11 protein-coding genes and 2 tRNA genes are annotated in these 16,718 nt (G+C 61.7%); 6 read left to right on the top strand and 7 right to left on the bottom strand.

What is annotated here, in order from left to right; genetic code table 11:
* Positions 1-34: 34 nt before the first annotated feature.
* The 3 genes from CTR2_RS09260 to CTR2_RS09250 form a co-directional block, all read right to left on the bottom strand.
* Positions 35-1,789 carry a DUF5691 domain-containing protein gene (locus CTR2_RS09260; protein ID WP_087084320.1) on the bottom strand — a complete coding sequence of 585 codons (1,755 nt, stop codon included), beginning with the start codon at positions 1,787-1,789 and terminating at the stop codon, positions 35-37.
* Positions 1,786-3,165, bottom strand: coding sequence for an SWIM zinc finger family protein (locus CTR2_RS09255; protein ID WP_087084321.1), 1,380 nt, complete (start codon positions 3,163-3,165; stop codon positions 1,786-1,788). Before CTR2_RS09255 ends, CTR2_RS09260 begins: the two co-directional genes overlap by 4 nt.
* A gap of 563 nt (positions 3,166-3,728) precedes the next feature.
* Positions 3,729-4,103, bottom strand: coding sequence for a helix-turn-helix domain-containing protein (locus CTR2_RS09250; RefSeq protein WP_087084322.1), 375 nt, complete (start codon positions 4,101-4,103; stop codon positions 3,729-3,731).
* Between the two features lie 494 nt (positions 4,104-4,597).
* On the opposite strand from CTR2_RS09250, the gene CTR2_RS09245 reads away from it, so the two are divergent.
* On the top strand, positions 4,598-4,858 hold the full coding sequence (locus tag CTR2_RS09245; protein ID WP_087084323.1) for a hypothetical protein: 261 nt from the start codon (positions 4,598-4,600) through the stop codon (positions 4,856-4,858).
* Between the two features lie 127 nt (positions 4,859-4,985).
* Here the strand turns inward: CTR2_RS09245 and purL are convergent, their stop codons facing one another.
* Positions 4,986-8,996 (bottom strand): phosphoribosylformylglycinamidine synthase, encoded by a 4,011-nt coding sequence (gene purL, locus CTR2_RS09240; protein ID WP_087084324.1) that lies wholly within the window; start codon positions 8,994-8,996, stop codon positions 4,986-4,988.
* A gap of 179 nt (positions 8,997-9,175) precedes the next feature.
* On the opposite strand from purL, the gene map reads away from it, so the two are divergent.
* From map to CTR2_RS09225, 3 genes are all read left to right on the top strand, one after another.
* Positions 9,176-9,988: a type I methionyl aminopeptidase gene (gene map, locus CTR2_RS09235; protein WP_003056520.1), complete on the top strand. Its 813-nt coding sequence runs from the start codon at positions 9,176-9,178 to the stop codon at positions 9,986-9,988.
* Between the two features lie 190 nt (positions 9,989-10,178).
* Positions 10,179-12,821: a [protein-PII] uridylyltransferase gene (locus CTR2_RS09230; protein ID WP_087084325.1), complete on the top strand. Its 2,643-nt coding sequence runs from the start codon at positions 10,179-10,181 to the stop codon at positions 12,819-12,821.
* 74 nt (positions 12,822-12,895) lie between these two features.
* Complete coding sequence (locus CTR2_RS09225) at positions 12,896-13,156, top strand: hypothetical protein (protein WP_003056528.1); 261 nt, start codon at positions 12,896-12,898, stop codon at positions 13,154-13,156.
* A 64-nt stretch (positions 13,157-13,220) separates the two neighbouring features.
* On the opposite strand, the gene asd is transcribed toward CTR2_RS09225, so the two are convergent.
* The gene (gene asd / locus CTR2_RS09220) at positions 13,221-14,084 is read right to left on the bottom strand and encodes an archaetidylserine decarboxylase (RefSeq protein WP_087084326.1); all 864 of its coding nucleotides are present in this window, start codon (positions 14,082-14,084) and stop codon (positions 13,221-13,223) included.
* Positions 14,085-14,495: 411 nt separating this feature from the next.
* Between asd and infA the strand changes: the two genes are divergently transcribed.
* Positions 14,496-14,753: a translation initiation factor IF-1 gene (infA, locus tag CTR2_RS09215; protein ID WP_003056533.1), complete on the top strand. Its 258-nt coding sequence runs from the start codon at positions 14,496-14,498 to the stop codon at positions 14,751-14,753.
* Between the two features lie 71 nt (positions 14,754-14,824).
* Positions 14,825-14,901, top strand: a tRNA-Pro gene (locus CTR2_RS09210).
* A 536-nt stretch (positions 14,902-15,437) separates the two neighbouring features.
* Here the strand turns inward: CTR2_RS09210 and CTR2_RS09205 are convergent.
* Positions 15,438-15,514, bottom strand: a tRNA-Met gene (locus CTR2_RS09205).
* A gap of 182 nt (positions 15,515-15,696) precedes the next feature.
* Positions 15,697-15,879: a CsbD family protein gene (locus CTR2_RS09200; RefSeq protein WP_087084673.1), complete on the bottom strand. Its 183-nt coding sequence runs from the start codon at positions 15,877-15,879 to the stop codon at positions 15,697-15,699.
* Positions 15,880-16,718: the final 839 nt, after the last annotated feature.

The following is a 16,718-nucleotide window of genomic DNA, read 5'->3' as shown; positions in this document are numbered from 1 at the left end:
GACTTTCGGGTTGAATGCAGAAAAATTCGAAGGCTTAGGCGCTCAGTGCGGCATGCAGGGCCAGGCGCAGATCGACGATACGGTTGAGTTGCTGGAGCACGCGCTCGTCATCCCAGGGGCGAAGACGGGCGCGCTCCAGCCGCGCCTGCTGCTCGGGCGTCAGGGTGCTTTCCTCAGCCACTGCGGCGACCTCTTCGGCCGCATCGGCCACCTTGGATACCAGCTTTTTCCAGAGCCCGGCCAGCCCCGACGGCGCTGCTGCCTCGGGCTGCTGCGGCACGGCAAGCTCCTCAGCCTGTGGAAGCTGACGCCAGAGCCGCACAAAGCGCGGCAGAACGGCCGGATGCAGGCGGCGCGCGCAGGCCAGCACGGCCTGATCGGCCTGCCAGCTATGCCAGCTGCCTGTGGCCTGCTTGCCGCCCAGCGCCTTGTCCAGTGCGTCCATCAAGGGCTCAGACATGGATTGAGAAAACACGCCAACCACCGGCATGCTGCTCTCGATGGTGTTGATGCGGTCCACTAGGCTGCCCTTGGCCTGCTGCAGCTGGGTCTGCCACAGCGCCTCGCGCTCCTGCTGGCTCAGCCGGTCCAGCAGGGCCGACAGCAACGCCTGGGCCCGTGAATCGCGCTCCATGGTCTGCAGCAGCGCAATCCAGCGCACATCGGGCTGATCGCGCAGTGCCGCCAGCCAGCCCTGGCGCAAAGCGGTCTTCCAGTCGCTGCGGCGGCTCCAGTCCCAGAGCTGCTCGGGCGTCATCTCCAGGGTCTGCAGCCAGAAATCGATGGGCGCAAGCTCTACCATCTGCTGCAGCCACCAGGCTTTCACGCCCTTGATGTAGGCCGGCGGCTGCAGCGCAATGCCGTCGCGCTCCCAGTCCTTGCTGCCCTCCTCGGGCGGCTCGATCTGCCATTCCCCCTTGGCATTGCGGCTCAGCATGGACTGCAGCCAGCCCGTGATGCGCAGGCTGTGCGCGCTTTGCGGCAGACGCGACAGCAGACGGGCCGCGTTCTCGCGCACCTCCTTGCTGCGATCGGTCAGCAGCTTTTCCAGAAGCGGCTCGTCCGCCATGGACAGCCCCACGCCCAGGGCCGGCACCATGGGTGCACGCTCCTTGGCATTGAGTTCCTTCAAGCTGGCTTCCAGTCTGGCGCGCGCCTGGTCGGCATCGGTCTCACGCTCGCTGTGCAGCAGCGCCACGCGCTGCTCGATGGAGCCCTCCTGCCAGATCAGCTCGGCATTGGCCGTCTCCTGCACGCCGCTGGCATAGCTCCACTGCGGGTTGAGCCCGGCCAGCCAGCGTCCTCGCTCGCCCAGCACCGGCGTCAGCCAGGTACGCAACTCCACCGAACGGCGGCCTTCGTTCAAAGCATCGACAAGGAGCGCATAAGGCAAGCGCTGTCCGGCCTGATCGAGGGCATGGAACATGGGAGCCAGCATGCTCTCGGGCCCATGCTGCAGCACATCACGCATCATGCCCTGCAGGCGTTCATCCTCGGGCCCGCGGCGAGACTCGTCGGCAGGCAGTGCCGGAGAGCTCAAAGGTGCGCCGAGCCGAACCTGCGCGCCGGGTTGCCAGCCCGCCCGCTCCAGGACGGCGGCGACGGCGCTGGCTCTGAGCAGCTGTGCAGCCGTTGATGCAGCCGGCTGCAGCCAGGCAGCTTGCATGGCTTGCAAACCGGGACTGGCTGCGGCATCGACCTGCGCGGTCAACACCGCAGGCACGGCCAGCCTGTCCGAGCCGACCAGACTTGACTGCTGCAGCGCAGCCCATAAATTGGCGCTGCTCATCGCATCTCTCCTTGGTTCTGCCAGATGGGGGACAAGGCCTGGCTGTGAGCATCCTGCTGCCAGGCACTGAGCAAGCGCCAGCGCCCCAGTTGCGGCCCGGACTCCCACTCGCCAAACAGGGCCAGAGGTGTGCCGCCGCTCAGCGCCAGCAGCCGCCAGGCTTCGTCATCGGCAATCACCGCAGGCACCGGCACCGCCTGGCTCTGCCCTGTGGGCCAGCCCACCAGCCATTGCCCTTCGGCATACAGCAACTGGGCATTCGCACACCACAGCGGCTGCACCGGCTGCAGCGCATTGGCGGCAATGCGCTCGCCCAGCTGCTGCAACGGTTCGCCCAGAGCCTTGAGCGTCAGGGCTGCGGCATCGCAGTGGTCGAGTGCTTCAGCCCCATTGACGGCGACCGCCCGAAGGCTCGCCCTGCCCGGATAAAAGCTCAAGGCTGTGCGATAAGCACCGCCGCTCACCCAGGCCGTCTCGAAGCCGCGCCCGCCCTGGGCATAGTCCAGCATCAGGGCCGCGCGGCCGGTATTGAGGCCCTGCAGCCAGACGCGGCGCTCCAGCAGGCGACCCTCGCGCTCGATCAGGCGCTGGCCCAGCACCCGCCAGTCGTCGCTGATGGTCTCGCCACGGGCCTGTACTTCGGCCTTGTCCATGGGCCAGCCCAGGGCAGCCATGACGTCGGCCTTCACCTCGGGGCTCAGCGAATCACGGCGCTGCACCGCGTCCACCAGCAGCTGCCAATGGCCGAGTTGCACCAGCAGGTCACGCGGCCAGGTCGGATGGCTGTCCACCAGCTCCCAGGCCTCCCTGATACGCGCGGCCATGCCCGTGGCCTGGGCATCCACCATGCGTGCCGCCATGGTGTTCCAGTGCTGGCGCGCCTGGCTGTCGCCGGCCTGATTGGCCAGGCCGGTGCGCACCATGTCCTGCATCCATAGCGACAGCTCCTGCATGCCGCCAGCAACCTTGTCCCAGCGTTTGTCCTCGCGCTTGGCCTGCTGTCTGGCCAGAGCCTCCTGATCCGCAACCGGCGCAGCGGCAATGGCGGCCGCCTTGGCCTCTTTCTGCTCGGCTTTTTGCAGACGACCACCCAGCCAGTTGCTGACCCATTCCGGGGGCTCGCCGCCCTCCGGCACCTGGCCGCCTGCGCGCAGCAGCATCAACGCCAGCCCGTGCTTGCAGGGGAACTTGCGGCTGGGGCAGGAGCACTTGAAGGCCGGCCCGCTCAGATCGACCTGAGTCTGGTACGGCTTGCTGCCGCTGCCCTGGCATTCCCCCCAGACCGCAGCATCATTGCTGCCTGTGTTCGGCCATTTGCTCAGGGACTGCAGTCCCTTGGCCGCCTTGGATGACGCAGCATCCGGCGACAGCGCCAAAACTTCCGCTTCCGTTGCTAATACACGCGACACCAATGTCTCCCGTCCCGAATCGACGCAATATCCTGATAGTTCGAGGCGCTTACGCACCAAGGGCGAGTGCGAGACTACCCTCGGAAAACCTCGTCCGCACTTTGCTGAAACTGTGCTTTCAGCGCGGCAAAAACTGTGGTTTGACAGACCGCGCAAACCCTTGCGCGCAATGCATCAGCCTATCACCGCCATGGCACTGCGCCGATGAAAACGTACAAAAAATCAGAACGCAAAGAAGCCGGCTGACATGCATCAACCGGCTTCCTCGCCAAGCTGCGGCGCTGCTGTTCCAGGCAATCATTCAGTCCGCCGATGCTGCTGCAGATGCGAGTACCGACTCCGCAGCAACCAGGTCACGGCATTCTTGCTACTTTTGCTTACCAATAGCTCGGTCTGGCTTCGGCGCTCATACCATGCAAGCTGCCAGCAACTCCACCTGGCTGCCTATCCGGCTGTCGAATTGCTACCATGAGTCTGGCTGCTCTGGGTCAAACCGGCCAGGCCACTTGCGAGGCTGCACACGCCCTGTGTCAAAGTCTTGGCTGCCGGCTGCGGGTCGGAGACGCGACCACTGACGATGCCTCATCTGGCAAACCCGTTGCCAACAAAATAGAGGACTGCAAGAGATTCTGTCTGGCGGCCAAGGAGCAGCGTCGAAAGTTCTCCAGCAGAAGCTGTTCGCTGGCATCCCCCGCGGGCAGACCTGACTGGCGCTGGCCGGTCAACACAAACAGCACATCAACACCTGCAGCGGCAACCGCAGCAAGGTACTCGCTATCCGGCTTTCGTTCGTCTTTTTCATAGAGCAGTTGCGCCTGCTTGCGCACACCGCCGAGTTGGCCAAACCCTTCCTGATTCAAGCCAAGGCGTTCTCGTTCCTCACGCAAACGCGAACCAATACCCATATGCGTAACTTAATATTGACAAATATACGCATTTGCGTACTATTGTCATACCCAAGCCAAGCTGGTGCCGCCTCACGACGCTGCACCAGCGGCAAACAGCAGCAGCCCTTTGCACAGAGCTGCTGCACCTATTCACACCAATCGATGGATTTTGACATGAAGCAGCTACATCCCTGCGCCCGGGCGCACGCCTGACTTGAGAGTCAAGGCATTCGATCGCCTTGTGCGCATGCAGCAAACCAGATCGCTGCGTTGCCCGATCGACAGTCGGCGTCATGGCGGCAACAGGTCATGTCAGCCTCTACAACAGTCACTCTAGGAATGTCTGTTGTAGAGCCTGACATTCTCTGCCTTTGCCTGGCTCCGGCATGTTTCAGGCTTGACGCTGTCAAAGCATCAGCGACCGCGGCGAACCGACCAGTGCAGCTGAAACATGCGCTATTCAACACCTACGCCAGGGCCTGGCAAGCAGGCCCTGCCTGGAGCTTTGAGTCATGTGCCAAGACATTTTCGATCAGCGCGCAGAAGGCGAGGCGGTTGCAGCTTCATTGCTGCCGGCAACCGTGCCGCAGGCCCAGATGGCCTGCCACGAAGCGCAGTTGATTGGCTATGCGCTGAGCCACCATGTGCCGGACATGCGGCGAGGCTTCGAGATCCTTACCCGCTACGGCCGCTGGCATGTGGATGCAAAGCCAGCCTCACAAATGGCCGAGCTGATGCGCCAGCATCTGATGCAGCAGCTGGAAACGATCTAGGCTTAGGCCTCCAACAGAACGCGCAAGCGGCTTACCCTCGTTCTGCACCCGGTCCCTGTGAAAGCCAGAATGAAAAAAGGCTCTGCAGAATGCAGAGCCTTTTGATTGCACTAGCAGTGCCAGGGAATCAACCCAGCCACTTACGTGCGTTGCGCCAGACGCGCATCCAGGGGCTGAATTCGGACTTGTCGCCCGAAGTCCAGCTCATCTGTACATTGCGGAACACGCGCTCGGGGTGAGGCATCATCGCGGTGAAACGGCCATCGGCCGTCGTCACAGCCGTCAAGCCGCCAGCCGAGCCGTTGGGGTTGAAAGGATACTGCTCGGTAGGCTGGCCGTGGTTGTCCACATAGCGCATGGACTTGACCACCTGCTGCGCGTTGCCGCGGAACTGGAAGTTGGCAAAGCCCTCGCCATGTGCCACGGCGATGGGCAGGCGGGAGCCGGCCATGCCTTGCAGGAACAGGCTGGGCGACTCCAGCACTTCAACCATGGACAGACGCGCTTCGAAGCGGTTGCTCTGGTTCTGCGTAAAGCGTGGCCAGTCCTGCGCACCGGGGATGATATCGGCCAGCTCGGCAAACATCTGGCAGCCGTTGCACACGCCCAGACCGAAGGTGTCGTTGCGACCGAAGAAGGCCTGGAACTGCTCGGACAGACGGTCGTTGAAGGTGATGGAACGCGCCCAGCCAATGCCCGCACCCAGGGTGTCGCCGTAGCTGAAACCGCCACAGGCCACCACACCGGCGAAGTCCTTGAGCTGCGCGCGGCCGGACTGCAGGTCGCTCATGTGCACGTCCACCGCATCAAAGCCGGCTTCGGTGAAGGCGTAGGCCATTTCCACATGGGAGTTCACGCCCTGCTCGCGCAGCACCGCCACGCGAGGCTTGGCAGCCACGTTGATGAAGGGCGCTGCCACGTTCTCCTTGGGGTCGAACGTCAGATGCACATGCATGCCGGGGTCGGTGGGTTCGCCCGCGGCAGCATGCTCGCTGTCGGCGCACACGGGGTTGTCGCGTTGCTGGGTGATCTTCCAGCTCACGGCATCCCAGACCTGGTGCAGGTCGGACAGGGTTGCGCCGAACACCTTGTTCGCATCGCGCCAGACTTGCAGCTCGCCCTTGCCTGCATCCACAGGGGAGGAAGCAGGACGGGTCTTGCCGACGACATGGCTGCACTGGATCAGGCCATGTTCGCGCAGCACCTGCAGCACTTCGGCACGGTCCTCGGTCCTGATCTGCAGCACGGCGCCCAGCTCTTCGTTGAACAGCGCGCGCAGGGTCAGGTCTTCGCGACGACCGGAGACCTGCTTGCCCCAGTTCTTGCCTTCGCCGCTGTCCATGCGGCTGTCGGAGATGCCATCGCCCTCGGTGATCAGCATGTCCACATTCAAGGCCACGCCCACATGGCCGGCAAAGGCCATTTCGGCGGCCGTGGCCAGCAGGCCGCCGTCGCCCCTGTCGTGGTAGGCCAGGATCAGTCCCTTGGCGCGCAGTGCATTCACTGCATCCACCATGGCGATCAGATCCTTGGGCTCGTCCAGATCCGGCACTTCGTTGCCCGACTGGTTGAGCACCTGACCGATGATGGAGCCGCCCATGCGCATCTTGCCGCGACCCAGGTCGATCAGCACCAGGGTGCTGTCTTCCACCTCGGCGTCGAGCTGGGGCGTGAGCGTGGTGCGCACATCGTCGATGGCGGCAAAGCCGGTGATGATCAGGCTCACGGGCGAGGTGACCTTCTTGGTCTGGCCGTTCTCGCTCCACTGGGTGCGCATGGACAGGGAGTCCTTGCCCACGGGAATCGAGATGTTCAGCGCAGGGCACAGCTCCATGCCCACGGCCTTGACGGTGGCATACAGCGCAGCGTCTTCGCCGGCTTCACCACAGGCGGCCATCCAGTTGGCCGACATCTTCACCTTGGACAGCTCGATGGGCGCGGCCAGCATATTGGTGATGGCTTCGGCCACGGCCATGCGACCCGAGGCGGGGGCGTCGATGGCGGCCAGCGGCGTGCGCTCGCCCATGGCCATGGCTTCACCCTTGAAGCCCTTGTAATCGGCCAGGGTCACGGCCACGTCGGCCACCGGCACCTGCCAGGGACCGACCATCTGGTCGCGATGGGTCAGGCCACCGACGGCGCGGTCGCCAATGGTAATCAGGAAGCGCTTGGAAGCCACCGTGGGGTGGGCCAGCACTTCGATCACGGCCTTTTCCAGCGGCACGCCGGTCAGGTCCATGGCGGGCAGCTCGCGCTCCACGCTGGTCACATCCTTGTGCACCTTGGGCGGCTTGCCCAGCAGCACGTTCATGGGCATGTCCACAGGGAACTTCTGGTCACCGGACTCGACCGCCGTGTCCTCCAGCACCAGCTGGCGCTCTTCGGTGGCCGTGCCGATGACGGCAAACGGGCAGCGCTCACGCTCGCAGAAGGCCGTGAACTGCTCCAGCGATTCGGGAGCGATGGCCAGTACGTAGCGCTCCTGCGATTCGTTGGACCAGATTTCCTTGGGCGACAGGCCGGACTCTTCGAGCTTCACGGCTCGCAGGTCAAAGCGAGCACCGCGCCCGGCATCGTTGGTCAGCTCGGGGAAGGCATTGGAGATACCACCGGCACCCACGTCGTGGATGGCCAGGATGGGGTTCTCGGCGCCCTGCTGCCAGCAATGGTTGATGACTTCCTGTGCACGGCGCTCGATCTCGGGATTGCCGCGCTGCACCGAGTCAAAGTCCAGTTCCGCGGCATTGGTGCCCGAAGCCATGGAGCTTGCCGCACCGCCGCCCATGCCGATGCGCATGCCGGGACCGCCCAGCTGGATCAGCAGCGTGCCCGCCGGGAACTCGATCTTCTTGGTCAGCTCGGAATCGATCACGCCCAGGCCGCCGGCGATCATGATGGGCTTGTGGTAGCCACGGGTGATGTCGCCGACCTGCTGCTCGTACTCGCGGAAATAGCCGGTCAGATTGGGACGGCCGAACTCGTTGTTGAACGCCGCGCCGCCCAGAGGGCCTTCGATCATGATCTGCAGCGGGCTGGCGATGTGCTCGGGCTTGCCCACTTCGCTGCCCCAGAGCTTGGAGACGGTGAAGCCGGTCAGGCCGGCCTTGGGCTTGGAGCCTCGGCCGGTTGCGCCTTCGTCACGGATTTCACCGCCGTTGCCGGTCGAGGCACCGGGGAAGGGCGAAATCGCCGTGGGGTGGTTATGTGTTTCCACCTTCATCAACACATGGTTGGTAGCCGCCTGCTTCTGATAGCTGGGCGCGCTGATTGCGTCTGCCTTGGCATCGAACCTGGCGACAAATCGCTCGACCTCATGGCCTTCCATGATGGAAGCGTTGTCGGCATAAGCCACCACGGTGTGCTGGGGGGAGCAGGCTTCGGTGTTGCGGATCATGCCGAACAGCGACTTTTCCTGCTCCACGCCGTCGATGGTGAACTTGGCGTTGAAGATCTTGTGGCGGCAATGCTCGGAGTTGGCCTGCGCGAACATCATCAGCTCCACGTCCGTGGGATTGCGCTTGAGGTCGTTGAAAGCGTTGACCAGATACTCGATCTCGTCTTCGGCCAGGGCCAGGCCCCATTGCTTGTTCGCGGTTTCCAGCGCAGCGCGGCCACCGCCCAGCACATCCACAAACTCCATGGGCTGTGCAGCCAGGGTGGTGAACAGCTGCTCGGCCTCAGCGCGTGTCGCAAACACGGACTCGGTCATACGGTCGTGCAGCAAAGCGGCAACCTGAGCAGTTTGCTCTGTCGACAGCTCGGGCTTGCCGCCCAGCAGGCCGGACTTCATGTCCACGCGATACTCGGTCATGCGCTCCACACGGAACACATTCAGGCCGCAGTTGCGGGCGATATCGGTCGCCTTGGAAGCCCAGGGAGAGATGGTGCCCAGACGGGGGGTGACGATGAAGGCCAGGCCTTCAGCGCTGCCCGTATAGGGGTCTCCATAAGTCAAGAGCGCCGACAGGCGCTCTTGCAATGCGGGCGCAACTGCGCCCTCGGTGGCAACCAGGTGCACAAAGCGTGCAGATACGCCGGTGATCTTGGGGTGGATGGCGACCAGATCGGTCAGAAGCTGTTGGGCGCGGAACGAGCTCAGGGCGTTTCCACCCTCAAACTGTGTCAGATGCAATGTCACGTGGCGGCCTGTTTATGTGAAGGCTGTTGAAAAGCGTCCTGGCCAATCCCCTGCCTGAGAGGACCGGGCCAAAGCGCTGAATTCGGTGAGCCTCGGATTTTACCGTGCCTCGGGGTTAGTCCGAATGCTCACACCCACAAGCCCTGCATGTTCAAGCGCGCAATGGGATAATTGCGCCCATGAGCATCACACTGAAGACCCCCGAAGACATCGAGCGCATGCGCGTTGCAGGCCGCTTTGCTTCGGATGTGCTGGACTACATCACCCCCCACATCAAACCCGGCATCACCACCCAGCAGATCGACGATCTGTGTGCCAAGCGCATGGCCGAGCAAGGCACCAAGACGGCCTGCCTGGGCTATCAGCCTCCAGGCATGACGCCCTACCCGGCCTATGTCTGCACCTCGGTCAACCATGTGGTGTGCCACGGCATCCCCAACGACAAGCCTTTGAAGAAGGGCGATATCGTCAATGTCGACGTGACCATCATCACCGAAGACGGCTGGTTCGGCGACAACAGCCGCATGTTCATCATTGGCGAAGGCACGATTGCCGCCAAGCGCCTGTCCAGGCTCACGTTTGAAGCCATGTGGAAGGGCATCGCCCAGGTCAGGCCCGGTGCCACGCTGGGCGATATCGGCCACGCCATCCAGACCTATGCGGAGAGCAACAATCTGTCCGTGGTGCGTGAATACTGCGGCCACGGCATCGGCAAGGTGTTCCACGACGAGCCCCAGGTGCTGCACTACGGCCGCCCTGGCGAAGGCGTGGTGCTGGAAGAAGGCATGGTCTTCACCATCGAGCCCATGCTGAATCTGGGCAAGCGCGACATCAAGGCCATGCCCGACGGCTGGACCGTGGTCACCAAGGACCGCAGCCTGACCGCCCAGTGGGAGCTGATGCTGGCCGTCACCAAGACCGGCTATGACGTGCTGACCTGGTCCGATGGCTCGCCCACTCCGCCCGACTTCATCACGGCCATCCGCACCTGAACGCGCTGCTGCCGCTGATCTGCATGCCGCATCCGGCCAAAGCCGGATGCGGCATATTTTTTGCTTGTAGAGCTTATGCTGCAAGCGCCAGGCGCTCATCTTTTTGCCATCACAGGCCTCAAGCCCAAGTCAGTTGGGTTAAGGTGACGCTCAAGCACTTGCCCTGTTGAAACGCTTTTTTCTACTGCGCATGACCTCCTCTGCCCACTCCTACGCCAACCCTGCCGACGCCTCCGACCTCTCCTCGCTACAGAGCCTGCGCGAGCAATACCGCGAGGCCAAGGCCCGGCAGATGGAGTTGCTGCGCAACCCCACACTGGGCAGACGCAGCGTGCGCGGAGTGCTGCACCATTTCAGTGAACTCGCCGATGGTCTGCTGCGCACCCTCTGGCAACGCGCGCAGATGCCGCAGGGCTCGGCCCTGCTGGCCGTGGGTGGCTATGGACGCGCCCAACTCTTCCCATACTCGGACATCGATGTGTTGGTGCTGCTGCCCCAAAGCAGTGCACAGCCAGCTGTGGAATTTGCGAGCAGCATCGAGCAGTTCATCAGCAGTTGCTGGGATGTCGGCCTAGAAATCGGCTCCAGCGTTCGCAGCATCGCCGAATGTCTGCAGGAGGCCGCGCAGGACCTGACGGTGCAGACCGCCATGCTGGAGTCACGTCGCATCACCGGCAGCAAGACCTTGTTTGCCGACTTCGAGCTGCAGTTCCGCGCGCAACTTGATCCCAAGGCTTTTGTCGAAGGCAAGCTACTGGAGATGCGCCAGCGCCACGCCAAATACGACTTCACGCCCTATTCGCTTGAGCCCAACTGCAAGGAATCGCCCGGCGGGCTGCGCGATCTGCACACCATGCTCTGGCTGGCCAAGGCCGCAGGCTTCGGCAACAGCTGGCATGAGCTGGCTGAGCAAGACCTGATCACCCATTTCGAGGTCCAGCAGCTCGAATCCAACGAGTCCCTGCTCAGCCTGATCCGTGCACGCCTGCATGCTGCTGCCGGCCGCCATGAGGACAGGCTGGTCTTTGACCTGCAGACCGCCGTGGCCGAAGCCTTTGGCTACCGCTCCACCACGCCGGAGGGCCGCAAGCTGGCCATGCGCGCTGGCGAGACCCTGATGCGCCACTATTACTGGGCCGCCAAGGCGGTGACCCAGCTGTGCCAGATCGTGCGCATGAGCATCGAGGAGCGCCTGAACCCCGGCTCGCACGAACTGATTCAGCTCAATGATCGCTTTTGCGAGAAGGCCGGCACCATCGAGGTAGTCAGCGACGATCTGTACGAGCGCGACCCGCATGCCATTCTCGAAACCTTTCTCATGTATGAGCAGCATGAGGGATTGACGGGACTGTCGACACGCACCCTGCGTGCGCTGTATGCCAGCCGAGATGTGATGGACAGTGCTTTCCGTCGCGATCCGGTCAATCGCGCCACCTTCATGAAAATCCTGCAGCAGCCGCGCGGCATCACCCATGCCATCCGGTTGATGAATCAGACCTCGGTACTGGGCCGCTATCTCTGGCCCTTCCGCCGCATCGTGGGACAGATGCAGCATGATCTGTTCCACGTCTACACCGTGGACCAGCACATTCTGATGGTGCTGCGCAATGTGCGCCGCTTCTTCATGGCCGAGCATGTCCATGAGTATCCGTTCTGCTCCCAGCTCGCCGCAGGCTGGGACAAGCCCTGGATCCTGTATCTGGCGGCCCTCTTCCACGATATCGGCAAAGGCCGAGGTGGCGATCACTCCGTGATCGGCGCCGTCGAAGTCAAGCGTTTTTGCCGCGCCCACCAGATCGACAAGGCCGATGCGGAGCTGGTCGAGTTTCTGGTACGCGAACACCTGACCATGAGCCAGGTGGCCCAGAAGCAGGACTTGTCCGACCCCGATGTGATTCGCGCCTTTGCCGAACGCGTCGGCAACGAGCGCAAGCTCACTGCCTTGTACCTGCTGACGGTGGCCGACATTCGCGGCACCAGCCCCAAGGTCTGGAGTGCCTGGAAAGGCAAGCTGCTGGAAGACACCTACCGCCTGACCCTGCGCGTGCTGGGTGGTCGCGCCCCGGATGCCGCCGCCGAAATCGAAGCCCGCAAGCGTGAGGCGCTGGTGCAACTGGCCCTGTCTGCCCAGCCCTTCGAGTCCCACAAGAAACTCTGGGAGACACTGGATGTGAGCTACTTCATGCGCCATGAAGCGGCCGACATCGCCTGGCATACCCGCCATCTCTCACGCCATGTGGGTCAGGGCAAGCCCGTGGTGCGCGCCCGGCGGTCGCTGGCCGGCGAAGGCCTGCAAGTGCTGGTCTACGCACCCGACCAGCCCGATCTGTTTGCCCGCATCTGCAGCTACTTCGACCGGGCCGGATTTTCCATTCTCGATGCGCGCGTGCACACGGCCAACAACGGTTACGCACTGGACACCTTCCAGGTCGTCGCCCCCACCATGCAGGAGCAGTACCGCGAACTCATGCACATGGTGGAAAGCGATCTGACCCAGACCCTGCTGCAGGGCGGTCCTCTGCCCACGCCATCGCAAAGACGGCTGTCGCGCCGCGTCAAAAGCTTTCCATTCGCTCCGCGGGTCATCCTGCGCCCCGATGAAAAAGCCCAGCACTGGCTGCTGTCCATCTCCGCGTCAGACCGCGCCGGCCTGCTCTACATCATTGCCCGCATCCTGGCCCAGCACCATATCAGCGTGCATCTGGCAAAGATCAGCACCCTGGGCGAGCGCGTGGAAGACACCTTCCTCATCGAAGGCCCAGAGCTGCAGGACAACAACAGCCAGTTGCGCATGGAGACCGAGCTGCTCAAGGCCCTGGCCCAGCCCGGTTGAACCTGCCCCGGTAATTCGGGCTTTAGTTTGATGATTCGCTGCCGATAAGCACTCACCACTACTACGGAAAGCCCATGCAGCTCGCCTCCAATGAAGTTGCGGCATCGCCGCCCACCACACGCAGTGGCCTGTTTCATATGCCGTTGTTTCGGCCCGGCACCGAGGTCACTCAGAATGGCCGACGCGAAATCGTCAGCCATGTCATCTTGCGCAGACGCGAACTGATGGTCTACCTCCGAGGTCACGACGACCCGGTCAAGCCCGATCGCCTGAGTCTTGCCCCCACGGTGTTCACCACCGAACGCCGGCCCGAGCCGCTGACCTGGTTTCTTTGATCCCTCAAAACAAGAAAGCCGCTGAGCTCATGGCATCAGCGGCTTTTTCTATGGAACCCGGCTGTCAGCCCAGTTTGATCTGGGCATTGCCCATGACCTGACCCAGTTGCACCGGCGCCGCCGGCTGCCACTGCGGATTGAACTGCAGGCCTGCAGCTTGAGGAAACAGCATGACCACTGTGGAGCCGAGCTGAAAGCGGCCCATCTCCTCGCCTCTAGCCAGCGTCACCGCTTCGGCACCTTCGTAATTCCAGGTCTTGATATGGCCTGGGCGCGGCGGGTTGACCAGGCCGTGCCACACCGTTGCCATGCTGCCCACGATCGTCGCACCCACCAGCACCAGCACGAATGGCCCATGGTCGGTATCGAACACGCAGACCACGCGCTCGTTGCGCGCGAACAAGCCGGGTACGCCACGTGCGGTAACCGGGTTCACCGAGAACAGATCCCCTGGCACATAGGTCATGCTGCGCAACTTGCCGGCACAGGGCATATGAATGCGGTGATAGTCGCGCGGGCTCAGATAGATCGTGGCAAAGCTGCCGTTATCGAACTGACGGGCCAGAGCCGCATCCCCTCCCACCAGGGCAGTCGCACTGTATTGATGCCCCTTGGCTTGAAAGATCTGCTCGCCTTCGATCCTGCCGAACTGACTGATCGCACCATCTACTGGGCAAATCCAGTCCGCCTGCGCCAGAGGACGAACACCGTCCTTGAGCGCACGTGTGAAAAAGGCATTGAAGGTCTTGTAGGCAGCAGGGTCGGGATTGGATGCCTCGGCCATGTTCACCTTGTAGCGCTGGATAAAGCGACGAATGACTGCTGTCGTCAATCCGCCGGCCTCGGCTTGCGCCAGTTTTCCCATCAGCGCGGTCAGCGCCTGCTTGGGCAAGAAATATTGGGAAAGTACGGCGAGTCGATCAGACACAATGGAATTTTGCTATCAAAGTTATAGAGCTGTCGAACAGGATTCTAGCCAAGACCACGGCAGCGGCGGCTGTCTTTGAGGGCTACAGGCGTTTTACCCCATCCAGGCCACCGCCCAGACACGACATCTCAATGATGCAAGCGTCATGACAAAGAGCCATGCACCCGTCTCATCGCTGCGACGCTTTACCCCTTTATGAGGGCATAAGCGAAGGCGAGACGCTACAATTCCAATGTTTAGCTGAATGCTGTTTCACAGCATGGCTTGATTGGATATCGGCCTTTTGTTCGGTCTGCGCAAACAGCGCAGCGCCCTTGCCACACTGAGGCCTGAGCAGTTGTACTGCTCAGGCCTTTTCCGTGGTGATGACGAGCAAGCGCCGCAACTGACCTTTTCTGAGAGATTGAACAAATGGCCAAGGAAGAACTGATTGAAATGCAAGGTTCCGTGACGGAAGTCCTGCCTGACTCGCGTTTTCGCGTCACGCTGGACAACGGTCACCAACTGATTGCCTACACCGGCGGCAAGATGCGCAAGCACCACATCCGCATTCTGGCTGGCGACAAGGTGTCGCTGGAAATGTCGCCCTACGATCTGACCAAGGGCCGTATTACCTTCCGCCACCTGGCCAACCGTGGCCCTGCCCCCACGACACCTCGTTCAAAATAAATAGCGCCTCATCATCAAAAATTCGCCACTTTCAAAAGATGTGCAATTTTTTGTAGTTAGAATAGAGGCTTCGGAGCGTAGCGCAGCCTGGTAGCGCATCTGCTTTGGGAGCAGAGGGTCGCGAGTTCGAATCCCGCCGCTCCGACCAAATGACAAGGGGTTAGATCGAAAGATCTAACCCCTTTTGTCTGTCTACGCTTCGCGACCTTTCCGGCTATACGCGCCATCATATTTATTGGCGGCCCGGCAGGCTAAGAACCGCCTTAACCCCCTTTCCCTTTGAGGCCGGCACGGAACATCGATACTTTGCGCCCTCATGGCAAGAAGGCTGCCCCCTGATTCCAGCTTGCACGCCTTCGTCCAAAAGTAACACATGCAAGAGCTCTCCGTGAGCGATGAAGCAGCCCGCATCATCCGCGCGACATGCCACCCGGGGCGTGGCCTTGGCTGGCCCAAGGAAATAAGAAAAGCCGACGAGGCAGAACCAGGGCCGCAGCAACCAGCTTTCGGCAGGCAGAAGGCAAAAGAAAAAGCCCCGGCTGCTACGGCCAGGGCTTTGGAATTGGCGCCAGGGGTTAAGCCATCTTTCAGTGCTACAACCTGAACCTAGCGATGCGTATCTTGCTCTCGAAATATGACAGGCAGATGGCAAAAAGCCCTGACCGTTTCCGGCCAGGGCTTTATTGGTTGCGAGGGCCGGATTTGAACCAACGACCTTCGGGTTATGAGCCCGACGAGCTACCAGACTGCTCCACCTCGCGATATTCCGCGTCGGGGGCCGACCACCATTCCTAGGCGCCTGCATGATTTCCCCGACGTTTGCATTGTAGCACACATGTATAAATTCACAGCATGAATAGATATTCAGTAATGAATCCTTCAGTAAGCCACACAAAAGTCAGCTGACAAGCCTGGCGGGCTTGCTCGTTAGAGCTCTTGCAGCTTACTTTTTGGCCGTCTCTTGAATCGCTTCTTTCAGATCACCCATCTTCTTCTGAGCGGTGCCTTCAACCTGCTTTGCGATCCCCTTGGCTTCTTGCTCAGGACTGTCTATGTGTTCACCAAGCCTCTCCTGAATCCTACCTGCCACATCCTTCAACGTGCCCTTGACTTGATCAGCATTCATGATGTCCTCCTCATGAACAAAGCCACGAAATGCGGCTTGGGTCAAAGTTAAGCGCTAGTGAGGCCTGCGGCCGTGGGACCTGCCAGGGCATCCATGTGATGCAAACCCTTGCGCGCTATCAATTGCTCACAACGGCAAACGCAAAACGAAGGTGCCAGTTGATCATGCCTGGAACGATGGTCACACCACTGGCAGCCAGGGCATACGCCTCAGTGTTGCGATGAATGGCCGCTATTGGGGCGTTCCTTATCAAGAATAGAAGGCAATGGCTCACCTTCCTGCCACAGAGGCCGGTACCGTTCCTCGGCACTGACACATCGCTGTCTCTTCCAACGCCCCTGAACCCAGCGTCCGCATCTGTCCGGCAACTCTTGGTGCCATTCAGTTTCATGCCTCTAGGCATGGATCCTCTCTTTCTATAGTCCTGAGAATCACACGGTTATTTGCAAACGATTCTCAATTGCGTTTATGATTCCTTCCATGGTGCAGCGAGTCGTTGTACCACCTCTTCATCGTGGGGCGCTGACAAGCAGGGGCTTGCAGCGTTTTAGCTAGCCAGCGGCCCTCTCCTATTAGCCAAGCCTTTTTTCCACGATCAAGCCAGTCAAGTCGCCAGCCACCACAGCAGCACGGCCAAATACCGTTGAGCAGTCACAAGCCTGTCTCCCGTCTGGAGCACCGGCGCAGAGCTTCTCGACTGCACCATCACGCGCCACACAGGGCTGGCAGAGTCCTGCACCAGATTGACGGCAAGCATCCGGCAAAACCCGGCTATCGCCGCGACTGATCCCCGCCGCCCGGCGTTGAGGCAACGAGCCCGAAGAGGATGAAAAACCATG

It is taken from the genome of Comamonas thiooxydans (genome assembly GCF_002157685.2).
Taxonomy (GTDB): domain Bacteria; phylum Pseudomonadota; class Gammaproteobacteria; order Burkholderiales; family Burkholderiaceae_C; genus Comamonas; species Comamonas testosteroni_H.
The sequence above is the reverse complement of the archived record's forward strand: the minus strand, read 5'-3'. Positions and strand labels throughout refer to the sequence as shown.

Excerpts from the sequence above, each read along its gene's own strand:
- CTR2_RS09260 (WP_087084320.1), bottom strand. The coding sequence starts at position 1,789 with ATGAGCAGCGCCAATTTATGGGCTGCGCTGCAGCAGTCAAGTCTGGTC.
- CTR2_RS09250 (WP_087084322.1), bottom strand. The coding sequence starts at position 4,103 with ATGGGTATTGGTTCGCGTTTGCGTGAGGAACGAGAACGCCTTGGCTTG.
- CTR2_RS09245 (WP_087084323.1), top strand. The coding sequence starts at position 4,598 with ATGTGCCAAGACATTTTCGATCAGCGCGCAGAAGGCGAGGCGGTTGCA.
- map (WP_003056520.1), top strand. The coding sequence starts at position 9,176 with ATGAGCATCACACTGAAGACCCCCGAAGACATCGAGCGCATGCGCGTT.
- CTR2_RS09230 (WP_087084325.1), top strand. The coding sequence starts at position 10,179 with ATGACCTCCTCTGCCCACTCCTACGCCAACCCTGCCGACGCCTCCGAC.
- CTR2_RS09225 (WP_003056528.1), top strand. The coding sequence starts at position 12,896 with ATGCAGCTCGCCTCCAATGAAGTTGCGGCATCGCCGCCCACCACACGC.
- infA (WP_003056533.1), top strand. The coding sequence starts at position 14,496 with ATGGCCAAGGAAGAACTGATTGAAATGCAAGGTTCCGTGACGGAAGTC.
- CTR2_RS09200 (WP_087084673.1), bottom strand. The coding sequence starts at position 15,879 with ATGAATGCTGATCAAGTCAAGGGCACGTTGAAGGATGTGGCAGGTAGG.